This window comes from Salmonella sp. 3C (assembly GCF_025426275.1).
GTDB classification, from domain to species: domain Bacteria; phylum Pseudomonadota; class Gammaproteobacteria; order Enterobacterales; family Enterobacteriaceae; genus Salmonella; species Salmonella enterica.
In genome coordinates, this window is record NZ_CP104858.1 from 238,688 (window position 1) to 261,987 (window position 23,300).

Annotated in this window: 24 protein-coding genes; 4 read left to right on the plus strand and 20 right to left on the minus strand. The window is 52.2% G+C overall.

Annotated features, from left to right (window positions below; translation table 11 throughout):
* Positions 1–23 precede the first annotated feature (23 nt).
* The 5 genes from N7E69_RS01075 to N7E69_RS01095 form a co-directional block, all read right to left on the minus strand.
* Positions 24–977: a transketolase family protein gene (locus N7E69_RS01075; protein ID WP_000593035.1), complete on the minus strand. Its 954-nt coding sequence runs from the start codon at positions 975–977 to the stop codon at positions 24–26.
* Entirely contained in the window at positions 970–1,800 is an 831-nt protein-coding gene (locus tag N7E69_RS01080) for a transketolase (RefSeq protein ID WP_001103262.1), read from the minus strand. Before N7E69_RS01080 ends, N7E69_RS01075 begins: the two co-directional genes overlap by 8 nt.
* Positions 1,797–3,188: a PTS ascorbate transporter subunit IIC gene (locus N7E69_RS01085; protein WP_001675787.1), complete on the minus strand. Its 1,392-nt coding sequence runs from the start codon at positions 3,186–3,188 to the stop codon at positions 1,797–1,799. The genes N7E69_RS01080 and N7E69_RS01085 overlap by 4 nt, the downstream gene beginning before the upstream one ends.
* 20 nt (positions 3,189–3,208) lie before the next feature.
* The gene (locus N7E69_RS01090; RefSeq protein ID WP_000699818.1) at positions 3,209–3,481 is read right to left on the minus strand and encodes a PTS sugar transporter subunit IIB; all 273 of its coding nucleotides are present in this window, start codon (positions 3,479–3,481) and stop codon (positions 3,209–3,211) included.
* A gap of 80 nt (positions 3,482–3,561) precedes the next feature.
* Positions 3,562–4,005 (minus strand): PTS sugar transporter subunit IIA, encoded by a 444-nt coding sequence (locus tag N7E69_RS01095; protein ID WP_000901821.1) that lies wholly within the window; start codon positions 4,003–4,005, stop codon positions 3,562–3,564.
* A 252-nt stretch (positions 4,006–4,257) separates the two neighbouring features.
* On the opposite strand from N7E69_RS01095, the gene N7E69_RS01100 reads away from it, so the two are divergent.
* Positions 4,258–5,277 (plus strand): LacI family DNA-binding transcriptional regulator, encoded by a 1,020-nt coding sequence (locus N7E69_RS01100; RefSeq protein ID WP_000026949.1) that lies wholly within the window; start codon positions 4,258–4,260, stop codon positions 5,275–5,277.
* A gap of 5 nt (positions 5,278–5,282) precedes the next feature.
* On the opposite strand, the gene yfcD is transcribed toward N7E69_RS01100, so the two are convergent.
* The 3 genes from yfcD to yfcF are packed head-to-tail and all read right to left on the minus strand — an operon-like array spanning position 5,283 to position 7,145.
* Positions 5,283–5,837, minus strand: a complete 555-nt coding sequence (gene yfcD / locus N7E69_RS01105; RefSeq protein WP_000230215.1) for an NUDIX hydrolase YfcD — start codon at positions 5,835–5,837, stop codon at positions 5,283–5,285.
* A 56-nt stretch (positions 5,838–5,893) separates the two neighbouring features.
* A complete protein-coding gene (gene yfcE / locus N7E69_RS01110) occupies positions 5,894–6,445 on the minus strand; it encodes a phosphodiesterase (protein ID WP_000772458.1) in 552 nt (183 codons plus the stop codon).
* Positions 6,446–6,500: 55 nt separating this feature from the next.
* A complete protein-coding gene (gene yfcF, locus N7E69_RS01115) occupies positions 6,501–7,145 on the minus strand; it encodes a glutathione transferase (protein WP_000043010.1) in 645 nt (214 codons plus the stop codon).
* A 142-nt stretch (positions 7,146–7,287) separates the two neighbouring features.
* Between yfcF and yfcG the strand changes: the two genes are divergently transcribed.
* Together yfcG and N7E69_RS01125 are read left to right on the plus strand one after the other, a co-directional pair.
* A complete protein-coding gene (gene yfcG / locus N7E69_RS01120; protein WP_000566563.1) occupies positions 7,288–7,935 on the plus strand; it encodes a GSH-dependent disulfide bond oxidoreductase in 648 nt (215 codons plus the stop codon).
* Positions 7,936–8,060: 125 nt separating this feature from the next.
* Positions 8,061–8,954 (plus strand): TIGR01777 family oxidoreductase, encoded by an 894-nt coding sequence (locus N7E69_RS01125; protein WP_001166268.1) that lies wholly within the window; start codon positions 8,061–8,063, stop codon positions 8,952–8,954.
* A 51-nt stretch (positions 8,955–9,005) separates the two neighbouring features.
* On the opposite strand, the gene hisP is transcribed toward N7E69_RS01125, so the two are convergent.
* From hisP to N7E69_RS01175, 10 genes are all read right to left on the minus strand, one after another.
* Positions 9,006–9,779 carry a histidine ABC transporter ATP-binding protein HisP gene (gene hisP / locus N7E69_RS01130; RefSeq protein ID WP_001293591.1) on the minus strand — a complete coding sequence of 258 codons (774 nt, stop codon included), beginning with the start codon at positions 9,777–9,779 and terminating at the stop codon, positions 9,006–9,008.
* Positions 9,780–9,792: 13 nt separating this feature from the next.
* A complete protein-coding gene (hisM, locus tag N7E69_RS01135; protein WP_000569766.1) occupies positions 9,793–10,500 on the minus strand; it encodes a histidine ABC transporter permease HisM in 708 nt (235 codons plus the stop codon).
* Positions 10,497–11,183, minus strand: coding sequence for a histidine ABC transporter permease HisQ (locus tag N7E69_RS01140; RefSeq protein ID WP_000965498.1), 687 nt, complete (start codon positions 11,181–11,183; stop codon positions 10,497–10,499). The genes hisM and N7E69_RS01140 overlap by 4 nt, the downstream gene beginning before the upstream one ends.
* A gap of 182 nt (positions 11,184–11,365) precedes the next feature.
* A complete protein-coding gene (hisJ, locus tag N7E69_RS01145) occupies positions 11,366–12,148 on the minus strand; it encodes a histidine ABC transporter substrate-binding protein HisJ (protein WP_000731868.1) in 783 nt (260 codons plus the stop codon).
* A 237-nt stretch (positions 12,149–12,385) separates the two neighbouring features.
* Positions 12,386–13,168 carry a lysine/arginine/ornithine ABC transporter substrate-binding protein ArgT gene (argT, locus tag N7E69_RS01150; RefSeq protein WP_000754422.1) on the minus strand — a complete coding sequence of 261 codons (783 nt, stop codon included), beginning with the start codon at positions 13,166–13,168 and terminating at the stop codon, positions 12,386–12,388.
* Positions 13,169–13,456: 288 nt separating this feature from the next.
* A complete protein-coding gene (locus N7E69_RS01155; RefSeq protein ID WP_000825682.1) occupies positions 13,457–14,026 on the minus strand; it encodes a UbiX family flavin prenyltransferase in 570 nt (189 codons plus the stop codon).
* A 26-nt stretch (positions 14,027–14,052) separates the two neighbouring features.
* Positions 14,053–15,459 carry an amino acid permease gene (locus N7E69_RS01160; RefSeq protein WP_000380353.1) on the minus strand — a complete coding sequence of 469 codons (1,407 nt, stop codon included), beginning with the start codon at positions 15,457–15,459 and terminating at the stop codon, positions 14,053–14,055.
* A gap of 63 nt (positions 15,460–15,522) precedes the next feature.
* Positions 15,523–16,626, minus strand: coding sequence for an alanine/ornithine racemase family PLP-dependent enzyme (locus N7E69_RS01165; protein ID WP_000281907.1), 1,104 nt, complete (start codon positions 16,624–16,626; stop codon positions 15,523–15,525).
* 1 nt (position 16,627) lies between these two features.
* Positions 16,628–18,049 carry an APC family permease gene (locus tag N7E69_RS01170; protein WP_000072506.1) on the minus strand — a complete coding sequence of 474 codons (1,422 nt, stop codon included), beginning with the start codon at positions 18,047–18,049 and terminating at the stop codon, positions 16,628–16,630.
* A 90-nt stretch (positions 18,050–18,139) separates the two neighbouring features.
* Complete coding sequence (locus N7E69_RS01175) at positions 18,140–19,537, minus strand: diaminopimelate decarboxylase family protein (protein ID WP_000132307.1); 1,398 nt, start codon at positions 19,535–19,537, stop codon at positions 18,140–18,142.
* Positions 19,538–19,747: 210 nt separating this feature from the next.
* On the opposite strand from N7E69_RS01175, the gene N7E69_RS01180 reads away from it, so the two are divergent.
* Positions 19,748–21,175, plus strand: coding sequence for a sigma-54 interaction domain-containing protein (locus tag N7E69_RS01180; protein WP_000168929.1), 1,428 nt, complete (start codon positions 19,748–19,750; stop codon positions 21,173–21,175).
* A gap of 35 nt (positions 21,176–21,210) precedes the next feature.
* On the opposite strand, the gene purF is transcribed toward N7E69_RS01180, so the two are convergent.
* On the minus strand, positions 21,211–22,728 hold the full coding sequence (purF, locus tag N7E69_RS01185) for an amidophosphoribosyltransferase (RefSeq protein ID WP_000334205.1): 1,518 nt from the start codon (positions 22,726–22,728) through the stop codon (positions 21,211–21,213).
* Between the two features lie 37 nt (positions 22,729–22,765).
* Entirely contained in the window at positions 22,766–23,254 is a 489-nt protein-coding gene (cvpA, locus tag N7E69_RS01190) for a colicin V production protein (RefSeq protein ID WP_000262102.1), read from the minus strand.
* Positions 23,255–23,300: the final 46 nt, after the last annotated feature.

Sequence of the window (23,300 nt, forward strand, 5' to 3'; positions counted from 1 at the left end):
GCCATCCGGCAATATCTCCATGATTAAAGCAGTGATTTCGCGGCTTCTACAATCGCTTCGGCGGTGAGTCCGTACTCTTGTTGTAAGAAATCCTGCGTTCCTACCTGCCCATAACGCTCTTTGACGCCAACACGGCGCATCGGCACCGGGCAGTTTTCCACCAGCACTTCCGCCACCGCTGACCCCAGTCCATTATGGATGCTGTGGTTTTCACACGTGACGATACGCCGCGTTTTTTCCGCGTAGTTTTTCACCAACATGCGATCGATAGGCTTTAAGGTGAACATATCAATGACCGCGGCGCTCACGCCTTCCTGCTCCAGTTGGCGCGCCGCCTCCAGCGCCTCCGCCACCATAATGCCGTTGGCGATAAGCGTAATATCATCGCCCTCGCGCAGTACGTTGCCCTTGCCAATGGTAAAGGTAGAGCCTGGCGCATAGATACTCGTCGCCTGCTTACGGATGGTACGCAGCCAGTAAAAACCGTCCAGGTCCATTAGCTGGCGTAAAATATCCGCGAACATCACCGCATCCGTCACCTCCAGTACTACGGAGTGCGCCAGCCCGCGAACAATCCCCATATCTTCAAAAGACATATGGGTGCCGCCGTTATGGCACGCCGTCACTCCGGCATCGGAGGCGATCACTTTGACGTTGTTACGCTGATAATCCAGCGCCATGAAGAGCTGATCAAAACAGCGACGGCTGGCAAAAGCGGTAAAGGTATGCACAAACGGTTTACGACCGGTCAGCGCCAGCCCCGCCGCAGTGCCAATCACATTCGCCTCCATAATACCGCAGTTAATGACATGCTGCGGGTAGTCACGCGCCACGCTGTCCATCGCCATTGAGCTCATTAAATCAGCCTCAAGCGCAATAATTGGGCTTCCGGCCTCAATCTGCCCGGCGACAAAACCGGCGTAAACTTTGCGCATTTCGATATCGTCTTTAAGCCCTGCGGGCGCAAGCTTAATCATGCATGACCTCCAGTTGATGAATGGCCTCATTGAGCGTCTGCTTCATGCCATCCGTCAGGCGTAAGTGGTGAGAATTCGTTAACTGCTCCAGGTATGGCACCCCCTGCCCTTTAATGCTGTCAAGGATCACAACCCGTGGCCGGGCATCAGCGGGCAGCACAGGCTGAACCACCGCCAGTAGTCCGGCGATATCATCGCCTTTGACGGTGACGACATCGAAACCAAACGCACGGAATTTCCCTTCCAGATCGAATGGATTGATAATCTCCTCCAGCTCGCCGTCAAGCTGCTGTTTATTCCAGTCAATGAAAACGGTCAGATTATTCAGGCGGTGGTGGGCAATAAACTGAAACGCCTCCCAGCACTGCCCTTCATTGAGCTCGCCATCGCCGACAATGCAAAATACCCGGTTGGGTCGCCGCGCCAGTTTATGCGACAACGCCATTCCGCCCGCAATAGAGATGCCCTGTCCCAGTGAGCCGGTCGTGGCGTCCACGCCGCGCGTTTTTAGCCGATCCGGATGGCTGGGAAGACGGGTGCCGTTCTGGTTAAGCGTATTCAGCTCTTCGCGCGGGAAATAGCCTTTAATCGCCAGGGTACTGTACAACGCGGGGCCCGCATGGCCTTTCGACAGTACGAAGTAATCGCGTTCCGGCCAGTCCGGGTCGGCAGGGTCGATTTTCATCACCGCGCCGTACAGAACCGCCAGAGTCTCCACTACCGACATGCTGCCGCCATAGTGACCAAAGCCAAGATGGTTTAAGGATTTGAGCGTGGCGACGCGAATATCGCGCGCCAGTTGGGTGATTTCGGTTACGTTCATTCTTTCGCTCCGCTATTTTCCTGCACTTCGGCAGTCGCTTTTTTGTTTTTGGCCAACACGTTGTACGCCACCAGTAGCGCGAATAGCGCCACCACCAGCCCCGTGATAGCCATCGGCGACAGATAACGCGCTAGGTTGCCCAACAAAATACCGATTACGCCAAAGTCAGCATCCGAGAACGTGGTATTGGCGAAGCCGATCGCGCCGAGAACCGGCAGTAACAGCACTGGCAGGAAAGTGATTAATAGACCATTAGCAAATGCGCCGATCATCGCCCCGCGGCGACCGCCGGTGGCATTGCCAAAGACGCCTGCGGTCGCGCCGGTAAAGAAGTGCGGCACAACGCCAGGCAGGATTAACACAAGCTTCATCTGTCCCAGCAGGAACAGCCCCACCAGCCCGCCGAGAAAACTGAACAGGAAGCCAAACAGTACCGCGTTAGGGGCATAGGGATACACCACCGGGCAGTCCAGCGCCGGACGCGCGTTTGGCACCAGTTTTTCTGAAAAGCCGGTAAAGGCCGGAACAATTTCAGCCAGAATCAGACGGACGCCTTGCAGAATGATGAACACGCCGGCGGCGAAGGTGATTGCCATGATGATGGCGTACACCAGATAGTTTTGCCCGCCGCTAAACGTCGCTTCGACATACTCACGCCCAGCGCTGACTGCCATGATCAGATAGATAATCATCATGGTCAGCGAAATCGAGATAGAACTGTCGCGTAAAAAACTGAGGTTTTCCGGCAGGTTCATCTCTTCCGTGGAGCGGGAGCCTTTACCACACAGGCTGCCAATCCAGCCGGAAAGCACATATCCCAGGGTACCGAAGTGACCAAACGCAATGTCATCGGTACCGGTAATCCGCCTCATATAACGTTGGGCCAACGCCGGGAAGAAGGCCATCACCAGCCCCAGGATTAGCGATCCGGTGAAGACCAGCCCTACGCCCTCAAACCCCGCCACGGTCAGGATTACGCCAATCATACAGGCCATGTAAAAGGTGTGATGCCCGGTCAAAAAGATATATTTAAGACGCGTAAAGCGCGCCACGACAATATTGGCCACCATACCAAATGCCATAATTAACGCCGTGGACGCGCCATATTTTTCCAGTGCGATTGAGACTATCGCTTCATTATTAGGAATAATGCCCTGAATATTAAAAGCGTGTTCAAACATCCCCCCTAGCGGGTTTAATGAACCCACCAGTACGGTTGCGCCGCCACCAAGCACAATAAAACCTAAAATGGTTTTAATCGTGCCTTTTACCACATCGGAAAACGCTTTTTTCTGCGCCACCAGACCAATAAGCGCAATTAACCCTACAAGCACCGAGGGTACTTTTAAAATATCAACAACAAAATTCAGCGTTTCAAGGATAAACATATCCACCTCGCCAGCAATAATTATTGTTTAGCGAACCATGCGCGCAACTGCGTTTCCAGTTCGTTGATGTCGATGATGTTATTGATCACCACCAGTTGGCTTTCCGGTACGCTGGCGCTGGCCGCGATATCTTTGGCCATTACAAAAAGATCGGCAGCCCCGGGCGTGGCCGATGAAAGATCGGAGTGTTCCACCTCGGCGTCAATATTGAGTTTCTTTAATACTTTTTTAATGTTCATTTCTACCATAAAACTACTACCCAGGCCGGAACCGCAAATTGCCATGATTTTCATTATTGTCACCTTTTAAAAGTAGAGTTGGTCTGCATCACGCACGGGCGTAATGTTATTTACCGCAAGAAAATGGAATAAAATCAGAAACGGTCAATAATCGTTTTAATGTCCTCCAGGTTTTTTGCCTGATGTAATTTTTCCATATCTACATCACTGGAAAATAATTCCGCCAGCGCCGATATCATTTCGATATGACTGTGCTTATCAGGCGCCGCCAGCATAATAATGATGTCAACCGGATCGAATTCGTCTGCGCCAAATGAAACGCCGTGCTGTAGTTTCAGTAACGATAAACCTAACCCTTTCGCCCCCTCTTCCGGCCTCGCATGCGGCATCGCTAACCCTGGCGCTAATACATAATACGGCCCAAGCTTTTGGTGCTGCTGAACAATCGCCGTAATGTATTCCGGTGCGATAACACCTGCGTCCAGCAGGGGTTTGCCGCAAATTTCCAGCGCCTGCGACCACGTTTCCACGCTCTCCCGTAGCGTGATGGTTGCGTCAGATAACCAGGTTCCCAGCATGTTATTCGCCCCCACGGTGTATGAAATTATGAACAAACTTTATTCAAGCCATTCGATATTAGCTGCGATCGTTATCACAAAGATAGCGCTACCAGCGACTATTACTCAGAATTGTGATAGCGCTATCAAATTAAAATCATGGTGTGAAATCACAGCAAAAAAGCGGATTTAAGGCGTATACTGCCAGTCATGCGAAGCAAAGAACGACAATAAAAAAGCATCTCAACATGTTGTAATGACGCAGGAATTTGTATGTCGATACCCCGTAAACGGCGCAGTACCGGTAAAGTGACTATCGCCGATGTAGCCCAACTTGCCGGTGTAGGCACGATGACCGTATCACGAGCCTTACGCACGCCGGAACAGGTCTCTGATAAACTCCGGGAAAAAATCGAAGCGGCAGTGCATGAGTTGGGCTATATGCCTAATCTCGCCGCCAGCGCGCTGGCGTCTGCCTCCTCGCACACCATCGCGATGGTCGTACCGAACCTTGCGGAAGCGGGGTGTTCTGAAATGTTCGCCGGGCTGCAACAAATTTTACAGCCCGCAGGCTACCAGATTATGCTGGCGGAATCGCAGCATCGCGTGGAACAAGAGGAGAAGCTGCTCGAAACGCTGCTGGCCTCCAACATTGCCGCAGCGATTCTGCTTAGCGTCGAACATAGCACTACCGTGCGCCAGTGGCTAAAAAATGCCTCTATCCCGGTGATGGAGATGGGCGCGATTCGCAGCGATCCTATTGATATGAATATCGGTATTGATAACGTTGCGGCAATGTATGAGCTGACGGAAATGCTGATTCAGCGCGGTTATCAGAATATCGGGCTGCTATGCGCCAATCAGGAGCAGTGGATTTTTCAGCAACATCTGCACGGCTGGTACAAAGCGATGCTTCGCCACCATATGTCGCCAAACCGGGTGATTAATGCCGCCTTGCCGCCCAATTTTTCTACCGGCGCGTCGCAACTGCCGGAGTTTTTACTGGCGTGGCCGGAGCTGGACGCGCTGGTATGCGTATCGGATGAGCTGGCCTGCGGCGCGTTATACGAGTGCCAACGACGGCGGATCAAAGTTCCGGACGATTTAGCGGTGGTCGGGTTTGGCGATAGCGATGTCAGCCGGGTCTGCCAGCCGCCGTTAACCACCATGGCCGTACCGCACCGTAAGATTGGCAGTGAAGCCGGACGGGCGCTGTTGGAAAGGTTAAATCAGGGAAACTGGAGCGATCGAAAATCCATCGCCTCCAGTTTATGTATGCGGGAAAGCTGCTAAAACGCTTATTCCGTCTCTTCCGGTTTCTCCTGGAGCGCGGCTTCGTTTTTGGCGTTGCGGGTCATCCACAGCGCCAGCGCTTTGAGCGAATCTGGCGTAAACTCATCACAGCGCGCGGTGATCTCCTCCGGGGTCAGCCAACACACTTCGCTGACTTCATCTTCCTGAAGCGCGAAAGGCCCGTGGGAAACGCAGCTAAACAGCGCGCCCCAAACCCGGCAATGTTGGTCTTCAAAGTAAAACAGACCGTGTTCGGCAAACGGCACGCCTGCAATACCCAACTCTTCTTCCGCTTCGCGGCGGGCAGATTCCAGTAGCTGCTCATCAGCCTGAACCACGCCGCCTGCGGTAGCATCTAACATACCGGGCAAAAAATCTTTTGTTTCGGTACGACGCTGCACCAGAATTTTACCCATACCATCATGAACGACGATATACGTCGCACGATGCCGTAAGCGTTGCGCACGCATCTGTTCCCGGCTGGACTGTGCAATGACTTCATTGTCTTCATTCACAATATCCACCCATTCCGTACTTGCCAAACGACGCTGTTCCACCATCAGGAAACCTTCTTATTTCTGGCGCTCTTACGGCGCATTTACGTTTGTGAGGTAAATTACGAGTTAATTGCAACCTGCGCAATGATACTTTGATCATTGAGTGCGATTACGCTCAACACATTATCATCCAGAATACCGTAGCTTGCCGCATACCCGCCTTTCGGGATACTCACTGACCCAGGATTAAAGTGATACAGTCCTTCCTGCTGTTGCGCCACCGGCAGATGCGTATGACCATAAACCAACACATCGCCAGTATGCAGAGCGGGCAGATTCGTCGGCCCGAAGAGGTGCCCATGCGTTAAAAATAGCCGCCTCTCTTGCGTCAATATTTGCTGCCACGGCGCAGTGATCGGGAAATGCAGCAGCATCTGATCCACTTCGCTATCGCAGTTGCCGCGCACGGCAATGATTTGCGTCGCCACCGCGTTCAGGCGTTCGGCGACCTGGGCGGGCGCATAGCCTTCAGGCAGCGCATTTCGCGGCCCGTGGTTAAGGACATCGCCTAATATCACCAGCCAACGCGCGCCGCTTTGCGCGAACCGCTCAAGCACGCGTTCCGTGGCGGGTAAAGAACCATGAATGTCCGATGCGAACATCAGTTTCATCGCTCACTCCTCGTTGTGAAAAACGGCGTTATGATACTGGAATATGAATAGATTTTCAGCCTGAACGCTTCGAGGAAAGCGCAATAAAACGCTGTACGGAAGCACGCTGCCACTGGAATGTCGCATATGCCGCCAGCGATGCCGGCACGTCATCGCCATGCAGCGCCAGACGATTGATCATCAATGCCAGATCGGTATCGGCAATGCACCATTCACCAAATAAATTTTGCGTCCCCTGCCCCAATAGCGCTTCAGCCGTCGCAAACAGTTTTGCCGCGCTGGCTTTTCCAGCCTCGCTTAACGGCGCTTTTTTTGCCCCGGCAAACACCACGTCGGTAGGCCGTTCTTCGCGAAGCGGCAGTAAATCGCTGCGTAGCCACGCCTGAATCTGTCGCGCGCGGGCGCGTTTTTGTAAATCGTGCGGGTAGATACGCTCCCACTGCGGCGGCGCGAAACGCTCCTCCAGGTATTCCGCAATAGCGGACGACTCGCTCAGCTCAAAATTGTCGGCCTCAAGCACCGGTACGCGCTGCGTCAGCGCATATCCCCGCCAGCCAGGTTGCAGATGTTCTCCCTGGTCCAGATCGCGAGTTTTCAGAGTAAAGGAAAGCCCTTTTTCTTGTAATGCCACCCAGGCGGACAAGACGTAGGGAGAGAAAAAGTTCGCATCCGACCACAGCACAATAACAGGCTTACTCATAATGTCCTCTTGAGGGCGTATTAGGTTTCTTCCCAAAATATAGCGTCTTTCGCCTGCTGTCACCTGATGAAAACTCACACACATCAGGAGGCTTTCTATACTTAATTCAGCCCAGACTCTTTACGCACATGCAGGAGCCAAAATGATTGACCTTTACTACGCCCCCACGCCCAACGGGCATAAAATAACGCTGTTTCTGGAAGAGGCGGAGCTGGCGTATCGTTTGCTAAAAGTAGATATCAGCAAGGGCAATCAGTTTCGCCCTGATTTTTTGGCTATCTCTCCCAATAATAAAATTCCTGCCATCGTCGATCACGCCCCGGCAGACGGCGGTCAACCGCTTAGTCTTTTTGAATCCGGCGAAATTCTTCTCTACCTGGCGGAAAAAAGCGGCAAACTGCTTAGCGGGGAGCTGCGTGAACGCCATACCACGCTGCAATGGCTGTTCTGGCAGGTCGGCGGGTTAGGGCCGATGCTGGGCCAGAATCATCACTTTAACCACTTTGCGCCGCAGGCCATCCCCTATGCGATTGAACGCTATCAGGTTGAAACGCAACGCTTATACAACGTCCTGAATAAACGCCTGGAAACCTCCCCGTGGCTGGGCGGCGACCACTACAGTATTGCGGATATCGCCAGTTGGCCGTGGGTTAACGCACATCAGCGTCAGCGAATCGATCTTGATACCTACCCGGCGGTGTATAACTGGTTTGAACGCATTCGCACGCGTCCTGCGACAGCGCGCGCACTGTTACAAGCGCAACTGCACTGTAACAGTACGAAAGCGTAACGCGGTAGCATACATCATGTATGATGTAGAGGTGTATACACGGAAAAAACCTGCGTCCGGCACCCTTATTCGTATTAAAAACCTGACATTAGGGAAGAGGAAATCCTCCCTACTCTGGAGGTCATATGCAGATTCTGATTACCGGCGGTACGGGCCTGATAGGGCGTCATCTCATTCCCCGGCTGTTAACACTGGGGCATCAGGTGACGGTCGTTACGCGCAATCCCGATAACGCGCGTCAGATTCTCGATTCCAGAGTGACATTATGGAAAGGGCTGGCGGAACATGAGCACCTCAATGAGATTGATGCCATCATCAATCTGGCGGGCGAACCGATTGCCGACAAGCGCTGGACGTCGCAACAAAAAGAACGGTTGTGCCAAAGCCGCTGGGCTATCACGCAAAAATTGGTGGATTTAATTCATGCCAGCGCAACGCCGCCCTCGGTGTTGATATCCGGCTCCGCCACGGGCTATTACGGCGATCTGGGTGACGTTGTCGTCACTGAAGACGAACCGCCGCACAACGAATTTACGCATAAACTTTGCGCCCTCTGGGAACAGATTGCCTGTCGTGCGCAGAGCGACCAGACCCGCGTCTGCCTGCTGCGTACCGGCGTTGTCCTGGCGCCGCAAGGCGGGATTCTGGGGAAAATGGTTCCGCCGTTTCGCCTCGGACTCGGCGGTCCGGTGGGTAATGGTCGGCAATATCTGGCCTGGATTCACATTGACGATATGGTCAACGGCATCCTGTGGCTGCTGGATAACGATCTTCGCGGTCCCTTCAATATGGTCTCGCCGTATCCCGTCCATAATGAGCAGTTTGCTCATGCGCTGGGTCGCGCGCTGCGCCGCCCGGCGATTATTCGCATTCCGGCGACGGCAATTCGCTTATTGATGGGAGAGTCGTCAGTGCTGGTGCTGGGCGGACAGCGGGCGCTGCCAAAACGGCTTGAAGCCGCCGGATTCGCATTTCGCTGGTATGATTTAGAAGAGGCGCTGGCGGATGTGATTCGCTAGTTCCTAAAGCGCCGTATCCTGCCCGGTAAGCAATGCGCCGCCGGGCTTCTTTTATTTCAGCGAGCCTTTCAGGAATTGCTGTAAACGCGGGCTTTGCGGATTGCCGAACACCTGCTCCGGATCACCCTCTTCTTCAATTTTCCCCTGATGCAGAAAAATAACGTGCGAAGAGACATGGCGAGCGAAGCCCATTTCATGCGTGACCACCACCATCGTTTTGCCTTCTTCCGCCAGTTGTTGCATGATGCGCAACACTTCGCCGACCAGTTCAGGATCGAGTGCCGATGTGGGTTCATCGAACAGTAAAACGTCAGGTTCCATCGCCAGCGCGCGCGCAATAGAAACGCGCTGCTGTTGGCCGCCGGAGAGATGGACGGGATATTTGCCCTGAGCGCGCTCATCAATCCCCACCTTCGCCAGATATTTCAACGCCCGCTCGCGCGCGTCGTGCTTGCTTAATCCCAGTACCTGAATCGGCGCTTCCATCACATTTTCCAGCACCGTCATGTGGCTCCAGAGGTTAAAGTGCTGAAACACCATCGTCAGGCGGGTACGCAACAAGCGTAGCTGATTTTTATCCGCCACTTTGAGCTGCCCGTCTTTGTCGCGCACCAGATTAATGTTCTGACCGTTCACGATAATCGCGCCTTCGCTCGGTTTTTCGAGGAAGTTAATACAGCGCAAAAAAGTGCTTTTACCGGAGCCGGACGAGCCGATGATGCTAATCACATCTCCGGCGCGGGCCTGCAGCGATACCCCTTTCAGCACTTCATGACCGCCGTAGCGTTTGTGCAAATCGATAACGTGTAATTTATTTTCTGACATCATGTTACTCGAATTATTTAGAGGACACGTGCTGCAACCAGCGTCTTTCCGCCCGACGGAACAGGCTTATCAGGACATACGAAATGAGTAAATACAACACGGCGGCAATGCCAAACGCGGTAAACGGCTGGTAAGTCGCTGAGTTAATATCGCGGGCGATTTTCAACAAATCCGGCACCGTCGCGGTAAACGCCAGCGCCGTAGAGTGCAGCATTAAAATCACTTCGTTGCTGTAGGCAGGCAAGGCGATGCGTAATGCCGACGGCAAAATAATGCAGCGATACATTTTAAATGACGAGAAGCCATAGGCCCGTGCCGCTTCAATTTCACCGTGCGGTACCGAACGAATCGCCCCCGCGAAAATTTCCGTGGTGTACGCGCAGGTATTCAGCGTCAGCGCCAGTACGGTACAGTTCAGTCCGCTGCGGAAAAACGCGTTAAGAAGATCGGTGCCTTTGACTATCTCCAGCGTATACATCCCCGAATAGAACACCAGTAGCTGTACGTACAGCGGCGTGCCGCGAAAAATATACGTAAACAGCCAGATGGGAAAACGGATGAATTTATTACTGAAAACGCGGCCTACCGCCAGAATCACCGCCAGAAGACCGCCCATCACCACCGATGAAATTAACAACCACAGCGTAATCGCCACGCCGGTAAAACGATAGCCATCCGTCCACAGCAGGGATTTCCAGTACTCCTGAATGATCTCAATCACAAATCGGCCCTCTTCACGCCCACGGAATAGCGACGCTCAAGTAAGAGCAGCACACCATTGGAAACGGTGGTAAATACCAGGTAGATAAGTCCACAGACCACGGCAAAATAGAAAGGCTCCCAGGTGCTTTTACCGGCAAGCTGCGTGGCTTTGACGACATCTTCCAGGCCCAGCAGCGACACCAGCGCCGTCGCTTTGAGTATCACCTGCCAGTTATTGCCGATCCCCGGCAGGGCGTAACGCATCATCGCCGGGAACATAATCCGCCGGAAGGTTTGCCCGTGGGTAAAACCAAAAGCCGTCGCCGCCTCGATATGGCCTTTCGGCACCGCCATAAACGCGCCGCGAAAGGTTTCGGTAAAATAGGCGCCGTAGATGAAACCAAGGGTGATAATACCGGCCACCATCGGATCAATATCTATCTGGTCGATACCCAGCGAATCGGTCACCACGTTAAGCGCGATTTGCAATCCGTAAAATATCAGCAGCATTAAGACCAGATCCGGCACCCCGCGAATCAGGGTGGTGTATCCTTCAAAAATAAGCCCCGTTACCCGGTTTTGCGAAAGCTTCGCCCCCGCGCCGACAAGACCGATAAGCACGGCCAGCACCACGGAACTGAGCGCCAGTTCCAGCGTGACGATCGCGCCCTGTAAAATTACGCCTGAAAACCCGTACAACATGCAGCCTGTCCTGTTGTGTGTGGTGAAGTAAGAAGCCTCTTTTGCATTTTTGCCTCACATCACGCCGGATGGCGGCTGTGCCTTGCCCGGCCTACGATGCTCCCCGTAGGCCTGACACGCACAGCGCCCTCAGGCAATGCAGACAGTCAACATTCTTTGGGCTTTATCTGCACCGACGGTGATTAACCGCCATAAACATCAAAATCAAAGTACTTTTTCGCCAGCTTTTCGTAAGTACCGTCAGCACGCATTTCAGCAAAGGCTTTGTTCAGCGCTTCGCGCAGCTCGTTATCCTCTTTGCGCAGCCCCATACCGGTTCCTACGCCGAATAACTTCTCATCTTTCACCGCCGGGCCGCCGAATTTATAGTCTTTTCCGACGGGCTGTTTAAGGAAACCTTCGCTGGCCGCGACCTCGTCCTGGAACGCTGCATCAATACGACCAGCCGTCAGATCGGAATAAATGTTGTCCTGCCCCTGGTAAGAGACGATCTCAATCCCTTTCGGCGCCCAGTGCTCATTGCCGAAGGTCTCCTGCGTCGTCCCCTGTAGCACGCCGACGCGCTTGCCTTTCAGCGACGCGACGGTCGGCTGAATATCAGAGTTCTTCGCCACCACCAGACGGGAATCAGCGGCGTAAAGCTTGTCGGTAAACGCGATTTCCTGCTGGCGCTTTTCAGTGATGGACAGCGAGGACATGATGGCATCAATTTTCTTCGCTTTTAAAGACGGAATCAGCGCATCCAGCGGGTTTTCCACGAACGTACACTGTGTGTTGATACGTTTGCACAGCTCTTTGGCCAGATCGATATCAAAGCCGACCAATTCACCTTGTGCATTTTTGGATTCAAACGGTGCGTATGTAGGATCGGTACCGATACGAATCTTTTGTGGAATAGCGGCAAATGCTGCGGTAGCGCTGGAAAATGCCAGCACCAGAGAAAGGGATAACGCCAGTTTTTTCATAACTATCCTCAACAGACTGTCTTTCCAGGAGATCTTTACAGATCCGATGCGACTATCGTGCCATTAATCAGGCCGACAAGGCAAAGCATTCTACCTTGTCAGCCGGTTTATTTTGCATAAAAATCGATTAAGTATGCATTTATGCGCCTGTTCCGCAACGGCTTATGCACCAAAAAGGTGCAAAACATCTATTTTGCACCGTGATAGTTCCCCAGCGCGGCGCGTTATCCCCTTCCCTCAATCGCCGTAGACATTAAAATCGAAGTACTTTTTGGCCATTTTGTCGTAAGTTCCGTCCTGGCGCAGTTCGATCAGCGCTTTATCAAACGCGGCTTTTAGCTCGGTATCGTCTTTGCGCAGCCCAACCCCCGTCCCGTCGCCAAAATATTTTTTATCCTTCACGGAAGGACCGGCAAACGCATACTCCTTGCCCGCTGGCTGCTTCAGGAAACCTTCGCTGGCGGCGACTTCATCCTGCAATGCAGCATCCAGGCGACCGGCGGTTAAATCGGAATAGATAAGATCCTGGTTGGCATAAGCCACCACATCCACACCTTTAGTGCGCCAGTTATCATTGGCGTAAGCCTCTTGCGTGGACCCTTGCAGCACGCCGACATGCTTGCCTTTCAGCGATTCCAGCGTCGGCTGAATGGGAGACCCTTTTGCCGCAATCAGACGTGAATCCGCCGCGTAAAGTTTGTCGGAAAACGCAATTTCTTGCTGGCGTTTATCGGTGATAGAGAGCGATGAAATAATGGCATCAATTTTTTTCGCTTTTAGTGAGGGAATAAGCGCATCAAAGTCGCTGGCGACCCAGGTACATTTCACCTGCATACGCTTACACATTTCATTACCGAGATCGATATCAAAGCCAATAAACTCGCCTTTGGCATCTTTTGATGAGAAAGGCGCGTAGGTGGTATCTGTTCCAATACGAACCGTTTGCGGGAGCGCGGCGTAACTGGCCGCCGTCGCGCCCAGACCTATCAGCAAAGACAAAGCGAGAACGGTCTTCTTCATACATACCCCTCAAGTGGCATCATTTTCTTATGTTTTACGTGGTGTTGTGTGTTTGCAGACTTTTTCATGCAGGTCTTATGCCATTTTCACGTCAGCAAAACGATTCGACGTTAAATTTGTTAATAAAACGTTGCAATATTGTCCTGATGTTGAAGATAGCAGGTATGACGGTTGAACCGCAGCGTTTCGGCGGCTTTTAACGAATTAAATGTTGAGGATATGATCGCGGTTACAAAATTGTCCTGAAACAGGGCAACAGGGACAATAATGCACGCTAAACAGACAACGCTATGCGCCCTGCCAGCGAACAAAAAGATCGTGCGGAAGGGGGATATCAAACTGATCCAAAACTCGGTTAACCGTTTGATTTATAACATCATCTAACGTCTGAGGAAGATGATAAAAAGCCGGAACCGGCGGCATAATCACCGCGCCTATCTCAGCGGCCTGGGTCATTAAACGCAAATGCCCGATATGCAGCGGCGTTTCGCGCACACACAGCACCAGAGGTCGCCGCTCTTTTAATATCACATCCGCCGCGCGGGTAAGCAGTCCGTCAGTATAACTGTGGACAATCCCCGACAGCGTTTTAATCGAACAGGGCAAGATAACCATTCCCGCCGTCGGGTAAGAGCCCGAGGAAATGCTGGCGGCAATGTCGCGCGCATCGTGCGTCACATCGGCCAGCGCCTGCACCTCGCGCAGCGAAAAATGGGTCTCCAGCGCCAGCGTTTGCCGGGCCGCCTGGCTCATCACCAGATGCGTTTCCACGCTATCGACATCGCGCAAAATTTGTAATAAGCGCACGCCATAAATCGCTCCGCTGGCGCCGCTAATTCCTACAATGAGTCGTTTCATGTTCTCTTACCGTTTACGAGCGCCGTTCATCCCACTGTGTTACGTAATCGGCTCAAAGTGGGTCTGAAGAGATACCATGACAAAAGAATCCCTATCATAAAAGCCAGCTCAACCAGCATTATCACTACCCCTTGCTCACTAAACCAGGTGCCGACCATAATGGCAAAATTGGTGATAATGACAAATCGGGCCGTCCAGGGGAAAAGCGGCGATCGATAGCGTAGCAAATCGCTGGCGTACGTTCCATTACGCACCGATTGTCGGAAACGATACTGGCACCATCCGATGGTTATCCATGCCAGGCAACCCACCTGCCCGGTACTGGCGATCAGATATAAATAAAATTGCTGTGCGGGAATATAGCGGGTCAGCAACGACACTAACGCCAACAAGGCCGTGATTAAAATAGCATACACCGGCACGCCGCCGCCGTTCGTTTTACCAAAGCAGGCTGGCGCAAAGCGATCGCCCGCCATAGACCACAGCATACGCGAACTGGCGTAAATGGCCGAGTTAGCGGCAGAAACCGCGGCGGAAAAGATCACCAGCGTCATCAGCGTATCCGCCCCCGGAATGCCCGCGTGGGAGAATACCCATACAAAGGGACTTTGTCCATTTGGCGTCAGTTCATGCGGATAGACCAGCGCCAGCACCGCAATCGCCAGGCCGTAAAACAAAATGATTCTGAGACCGATCCCCAGGATCACTTTCGGTAAAATAATGTGCGGCGATTCGGTCTCCCCTGCCGCATTTCCGACCAGTTCCACCCCCTGGAAGGAGTAAATCACGATCGTCATACAGACCACAATTTGCTCCCAACCGTGGGGAAACCACATTCCGTCTATTTTTAACGTCGGGTGCCAGTCACTATGGCCCATTAGCGAGTAGATCATGACCCCGCCCGCGCAGATAAACAGCACGATCGCGAAGACCTTAATGGCCGAAAGCCAGTATTCGCATTCGCCAAAACTTTTTGCGGAGGTGAGATTGATAGCCGTCAGGATGAGCAGAATCGCCAGGCAGAACATATATACCGGAACCGCGGGGAAAAACTGGTGAGCAATAAACCCTGCGGCAGTGAGGTCGGCTGCCAAGGAAAAGACCCAGCTAAACCAGTAAAGCCAGCCAATGGTATAGCTCCAGCAAGGTGACGGCATAAACATCAGCGCGTAATGTTGAAATGAACCGGAGTGAGGAAAAGCGCATGATAATTCGCCAAGACACATCATCGTCGCCAGCATAATGGTTCCGGCAAACAGATAGGCCAGTAAGGTTCCCGCCGGCCCGACGCTGCTTAACGGTTCGGCAATGCCGATAAATAAGCCGGTGCCAATCGTGCCGCCCAGCGACATCATCAGCAGGTGCCGCTTCTTCAGGTTACGCCGCAGACCGCCTTCAGGCTCTGCTGGCGGAGATTGTTGCAGGGTATCCATCGTTACTCCCTGTCTTTCGTGAGGTCAAAGATGCCGCCGCGACATAGCCGCGGCGGTTATGCGTTAACGCGTAAACCTCCAGGCGACGCCTTTGGTCTGGCAGGCCATTAACAGGCCCGTATAATCCAGCTCAAAGCGAACCACATCGCCTACTTTTAGCGACTGACGACAATCTTCAATATCCACCAGCGTATGATCGCTGGTTTGTCCTAAGATAGTGATAGCGTCGTCGCATGGCACACAGTTATCCGACGGCACATCCTGGCGACCAAACGCCAGCAATGCGCGTCGGCGTATGCCACGATCGACAAAGGTTTTACTTTGCAAAAAGGCATCGACGCCCAGCTCCCCGACCGGGACGGTAGGTTTACTGTTCAGTTCGATGATTTCCGCTTCCAGGATATACATATCGGAACAGGCTTTATCGACCGGTTTTGCGGAGTGGTGAAATTCATTCAGGTATTTCATGTCCACATATTCAATGCCGAATTCATGCAGTCCGCCGATGCGCAGATGATTCAGTCCCTGCGGCCAGATACCTTTATCCAGCAGGTGATAGCTGGTGCAGTTTCCCGCAGAAAGCCGCCGGACAGGAATACCGCTGTCAGCTTCCAGCCGGGCGGCCAGCGCCAGAAAATCCTCGCCATTTTTTACCGTTGGCAACACGGTGCCGTAACAATTAAAGTTGGTGCCCAATCCATATAATTCCAGACCGGGCAGACCAGTAATCAGAGTCACGGTCTCAAGAATGCGTTGATATTCACCAAACCAGATACCCTCGCGTAAATCGCCCATATCCACCATCAGTAATACCTGATGCGTTTTCCCCTGGCGTTGGGCTTCTTGCGATAATGCCCGTAATACCACCGGCTCGCTATTTAAACTAATATCCGCGTAGCGCACCACATCTTCGATTTCACTCAGACACGGGCTGCGTAACAGGCAGGTCGTACATCCTGTCTCGCGTATTTTTTTCAAATTATAGGTTCGTGATTCAGCGATAACGGTAATTCCGCCGTTGAACACCGCCTGCGCGGTTTCCACGCAGCCGTCAAAAACTTTATTGACAGCCATCACGTCAATACCGCTGCTTGCCAGCAGAGCTTTTTCCGTGCGGGCGTTTTCTTCCAGCTTGCGTAGATTTATTTCCAGAACTGGCATATACATTTTATTTTCCTCCCGCCATGCTTAAACGGGCATTACGTTTCTGCGCCCGATGGTAAATGTACTCCGCGACGACAACCGCCAGCACGGCTCCGCCAATAATTTTCCCGGCGTACTGGAAATATCCGCCCATATCAATTTGAGAAGGCGGAATAAATAACAGCGCAACGGCAAAGGCGATAGAAAGAAAGCCCAGCGCGGGTAAAATAGCCGGTAAAACCTTGCCCGGAATTTTAAAACTTCTTGGCGTATCCGGCTGAGTCTTACGTAAACGCCAGAACGCCGGGAACATCACCAGGTAAGGAATAAAATAGGTGATGGTCGTTAGCGCCGTTAACATCCAGTAAGCCGCCGCAACGCTTGGCGAAATAAAAGTCGAAAAACACAGGACCGTGACAATAATCGCCTGTACAGTCAAGGCAAAGGCGGGCGTTTTCCACACCGGATGTAATTTGCCGATTCGGTCCCCCAGCAGATTATCTTCACGCGAGGCATCCTGGAGCATATAAATCGGCCCCACCAGCCAGGAGTTAATCTGCCCGAGAGCGCCAAAAAACATACAGATGGCCATAACAGGAATTAACCACGGCATATGCAGCGTATCCGCAGCAGCATGCATAGCCTGCATGACGCCTGCCACAATGTCGGTTTTCCCGGCGGGTAAAAGCGTATTTAGCGCCCAGGTGCCGATCATATAGATCCCGACGATAACGGCGGCGGAGACGGCCATCGCTCGCGGAAAATCACGCTGTGGATTACGGGTACGCCCGGCAATCATCGGGGCGACCTCCAGTCCGGCAAACGCAAACATCATGCTGGATAAGAAAACGATCGTATCCCAGTGTCCGAGATCCGGAATCCAGTTTTTCGCTGTAGTGTAGTCCGTCTGCATCTGGTGTCCGGTACATAGCCATACTACCGCCAGCAAAATGAGGATGGCGGAGGGAATAAATACGCCGCACCAGGCGCTGATGCTATTAATAATTTTTGTCCATTCCATCCCGCGGATATTCATCAGCGTTAATAGCCAGAAAATTACCGCGGAACCAATACCGATAAACGCTTTATTTTCCGCCAGGCCGCCGCCGATCATATAGTCCAACGCGGTAAAGCCGAATTGCAGCATTAATGGGAAAAACAGTACGCAGGAAAAGAGAAAACAAACCACGACAATCCATGCAATACGTTTACCAAATGCCTCTTTAATCCAGACAAATATCCCGCCATCTTTCGGCCAGCCGGTTGACAGCTCGCCGCATACCATCGCTAAAGGAAAAAACAAGCAGAATGCGGCGATCACCCATAACAACATGGCCGATGCCCCGTAAGGCGCCACGTTAGGGATTTGCCGCAAACTCAGAATAGCGATGACATTCATAAAGACAATGTCTTTGATGCCAAGTAAGCCAGAATTCGTGTTACTCATGGCCATCTCCTGTTATGCATTCAGGCATCACTGCCCTCTTCTTATCATCTGACGACGGGCTTCAGCATGAAACTGAAGCCCAAAACAGTATTAATAAATGTCGTACTTGACCATATCTTCGTAACTGTCTTCCCGACGAATCAGACGCGTCTCACCATTTTTATCGATCATCACCACCCCCGTGCGCGGACGGTTGTTATAAACGGTTTGACTTTCAATGGTGTATGCCCCGGCATCAAGAAACGCGACAATATCGCCAACATGAGTCTCCTTCGGCAGTAAAAACTCTTCGCCTTTCACCCCCATGTGGAAATAATCTCCGCCATCACACAGCGGCCCGGCTAATTTTACCCAGGCGTCGTGCGCTGCCGTCATGCGAGAGGCGTTATAGACATAAAAGAACCAGTCAAAATGCTGGCTGTCAGAGAGTACGCTGTAACCAGCGTCGACAAATTTCCATTCAACGTGGCATTCCACATTGCCGTTAAGATCGTAATTTGTTTTACGTTTTTCGCAGGAGACTTCCGTCAGTAAAACCGCCGCCGACCCGGTCACTTTACGTCCCGGTTCAATACATATTTCCACATCGGTACGCCATTTATGCACTTCGCGAATGACCGCATCGGCAAAATCCTGGGCGGTAATACCGGCATACATATTATCTTTTAACGGGTCGCCATTCTCGTCGTCATATTTATAGGGAACCGGAATTCCGCCGCCCACGTTAATCAAATCAAATTTAATACCGAGCACCTCTTCCAGACGACGGGATTCATCCACCAGCACTTTAGTCGCTTTTGCGAAAGGCTCTGACTCCGGCACCTGATCGCCTACATGCATATGCAAGCCGCGTAAATGCACATAAGGCATCGCCAGAATGCGGCGGCAGGTTTCTTCCGCCTGTTCCAGGTCGAGACCCGACTTCGCATGGAAAGCGGTAACCAGTTCCGCATGCGTCGCCGAGGGAACATTCGGTTCTACGCGGACGCAAACATTGGCGACTTTCTTCAGCTTGCGAGAGATGGCATCAATATGTTCCAGCTCATACAGGCTATCAACATTAATAAGATACAGATCGTTAGCGATGGCATATTCCAGATCGGCAGGCTTTTTCACCACGCCGTTGAAGACGATCTGATCTCCGCGAAAGCCTATCTCCAGACACTTGCGAACCTCATATTGTGAGTTTGCCTCCGCGCAAATTCCGGCGTCACGAATGGCTTTCAATACCCCCATGACCGAGCAGGTTTTTGACGCAAAGAAGGTTTTGGTATTTTTATGCGCCGCAAATGCCTGCTGGATTTCATGAATGTTACGAATAATCTCCGGCTCAGAAAACACATAGAACGGCGTGGGGTACTGGCGCGCCAGTGCGTCCAGATCGACCCCTTCAAAACACAAATGACCGTCTTTGTGCTGGAAACGGCGATCGCCGTTGATTACCTGCTCACGTAGCTGGTTGTAATTCTGCATAATCGAGTCAGTCATAACGCCCTCTGCTTAATGTTTATGGTAAAAATACGCATTCTTTACAGGGATAAAGCAAAAGGCATGCCACTATTTTTTATCAAAATAATCAATTACTTATAAAAATAAGCTATTTCTCATTTTCGTCATTGAGTTTGCTATTCATCACAACGACGAAAATTCGTCACTTTTATAATGGCAACATGAACAATAGATATGAGGAATGCATGTATGGCATCCACCAATCAGGAACTGGCCTCGGCGCTCAGGATGTTTTCCCGCTTTTTCGATTTGATTCATCAGCCGTTGGCCGTCATTAATGAGCGTGGTGAATACGTTTACTACAATCAGGAAAGCGCGGATCTGGACGGCTACAGCATTGAACGGGCAATGGGAAAACATATGCTGGATGTCTATCCGGGCATGAAAGAGACGCAAAGTACGATGCTTTCATCGTTAAAAAAAGGCGTGGAATACATTGGCCATTATCAAATTTATTACAATGCGCGAGGCCAGGCCGTTGACTATCAGCACACCACCGCACCGCTCTATGCAAGCGATGGCGGCATGGTCGGCGTTATCGAAATCGGCAGGAATATGTCCGGCGTCAGGCGGCTCCAGGAGCAGGTGGTAGAACTGAACCAACTGCTGTATGCCGATCGCCATGAGAAGCACCATGCCATTATTACCGAAAACCCGGAAATGCTCAGTAATATCGCCAAAGCCAAACGGCTGGCCGCCAGTAATATTCCGGTGACGATTGTCGGGGAGACGGGTACGGGTAAGGAGCTATTTTCCCGCCTGATACATCAATGCAGCAAGCGGGCGAATAAGCCATTTATCGCCCTGAACTGCGGCGCTCTACCGCCTACGCTTATCGAAAGTACGCTTTTCGGCACCGTGCGCGGCGCCTATACCGGCGCGGAAAATAGCCAGGGCTATCTGGAACTGGCAAACGGGGGAACGCTCTTTCTTGATGAGCTGAACGCCATGCCGATAGAAATGCAAAGTAAGCTGCTGCGATTCTTGCAGGATAAAACCTTCTGGCGGCTCGGCGGACAACAGCAACTCCACTCTGATGTCAGGATCGTTGCCGCCATGAACGAAGCGCCCGTCAAATTAATTCAACAAGAACGCCTGCGGGCGGATCTTTTTTATCGGTTGAGCGTCGGAATGTTAACGTTACCGCCGCTGCGCGCCCGCCCGGAAGATATTCCCTTACTGGCAAATTATTTTATTGATAAATACCGTAATGATGTGCCGCAGGACATTCACGGACTAAGCGAGACGGCGCGTGCTGATCTGCTCAATCACGCCTGGCCGGGTAATGTCAGGATGCTGGAAAACGCGATTGTACGCAGCATGATCATGCAGGAAAAAGACGGGCTGCTGAAACACATCATTTTTGAACAGGACGAGTTAAATTTAGGCGTACCGGAAACCGCGCCGGAAAATCCCCTTCCCTCGTCACCCGATCCGCAGTATGAAGGGTCGCTGGAGGTACGGGTTGCTAACTACGAAAGGCATTTAATAGAAACCGCGCTGGATACGCATCAGGGGAATATTGCCGCCGCGGCCCGCAGCCTTAACGTATCGCGCACCACGTTACAGTACAAAGTACAAAAATACGCTATTCGCTTCGGCGTGGTGCGTAATTGACATCGGCCAGCGGCATTGCGCCGCTGGCAAAGCCATTAGCCTTCGTTATGCATTTCCAGGTTTTCCATTTCGTTCTGGAACAGCACCGCTTTGGCGTCGTCATTACGTAATGAATCCAGGAAGTCGAGGTATTGCTGGTCTACGTCTTTGGTGACATATACCCCGTTAAATACCGAACATTCAAACTGCTGGATATCCGGGTTTTCCGCGCGTACGGCTTCGATCAGATCGTTCAGATCCTGGAAGATAAGCCCGTCTGCGCCGATGATCTGCCGAATCTCATCCACCTCGCGACCATGCGCGATCAGCTCATTGGCGGTCGGCATATCAATGCCATAGACGTTGGGGAAACGAATTTCCGGCGCGGCGGACGCCAGATAAACCTTCTTCGCGCCGGCTTCCCGGGCCATCTCGATGATCTGCTCTGATGTGGTGCCACGCACGATGGAATCATCCACCAGCAGGACGTTCTTATCGCGGAATTCCGCGCGATTAGCATTGAGCTTACGGCGCACGGATTTACGGCGTAGCTGTTGGCCCGGCATGATAAAGGTACGTCCCACGTAACGATTTTTGACAAATCCCTGGCGGTACGGCTTGCCGAGAATACGGGCAATTTCCAGTGCGATATCGCAGGAGGTTTCCGGGATAGGGATCACGACGTCGATGTCCAGATCTTCCCATTCACGAGCGATTTTTTCGCCAAGTTTGGTGCCCATATTCACACGAGCGCTGTAGACGGAGATTTTGTCGATAAAGGAGTCCGGGCGAGCAAAATAAACGTACTCGAACAGGCAGGGATTACTGACCGGGTTATCCGCGCACTGGCGCGTGAACAGTTGCCCCTTTTCGGTAATATAGATAGCTTCGCCCGGCGCGACATCGCGCAGAAACTCAAAGCCCAGCGTATCCAGCGCCACGCTTTCAGAAGCGACCATATACTCCGTACGACCATCGCCAACGTCACGCTTGCCCAGCACTAACGGGCGAATGCCGTGCGGATCGCGAAAAGCCACCATGCCGTGGCCGATAATCATCGCCACGCAGGCATAGGCGCCGCGGATTTGACGGTTAGTCGCGGCAATCGCGGCAAAAATATTGTCGGCTTCCAGCGGATAGTGACGGAAGTTGTCGAGCTCGCTGGCGAAAATATTGAGCAGGATTTCGGAATCGGAGGTGGTGTTGATATGGCGGCGCTTTTCTTCAAACAGCTTTTTACGTAGCTCATGCGCGTTAGTCAGATTGCCATTATGGGCCAACGTGATGCCATACGGCGAGTTAACATAAAAAGGTTGCGCTTCGGAAGCGCTGGAGCTGCCTGCGGTAGGGTAGCGCACATGGCCGATCCCCATGTTGCCCTGCAAACGCTGCATGTGGCGAGCTTCAAAAATATCGTTCACCAGCCCGTTTGCCTTACGCAAGCGGAAGCAGTTATTCGCATCAATGGTGATGATACCGGCAGCATCCTGACCACGATGCTGGAGCACTGTTAACGCGTCATAAATCGACTGGTTGACCGGCATAACACCGGCGATACCGACAATACCGCACATACGTCATTTTCCTCGTTAAGCCACATCTCAGAACCTGTTACGTCCTGGGCAAGAAACTCGACGAGCTTTGCAGATAGTCAAAGAACCATCTGATGATGAAGCTGAACTGCGGGATGAGCTGCGATTTGCTCCAGTCTTCGCTTTTCGACAAGCCGGTAAAGGTATCAAGGAAGAACAGAATGGCGGCGACAATCAGCGCGCCTCGCAGTGCGCCGAAACAGATCCCCAACACCCGGTCAGTTCCCGACAGGCCGGTCTTCTCTACTAGCTGACCTATCACAAAATTCACGATAGCGCCGACGATAAGCGTCGCGATAAACAGTACCGCGATAGCAATCCCATTACGAACCAGTTCGTCTTCAAAGCCCGTAAACCAGACAGACAGGTAAGTGTAGTAGTGACTGGCGACAAAGAAAGCACAACCCCACGTCACCAGCGATAACGCTTCACGAACAAAGCCGCGGATCAGGCTAACCAGACAGGAAAAAGCAATCACCGCGATAATGGCGTAATCAATCCAGACCATAGATGTCCCACGATTTTACGCCCTGTCGTCCTGTTCGGGGCGCATT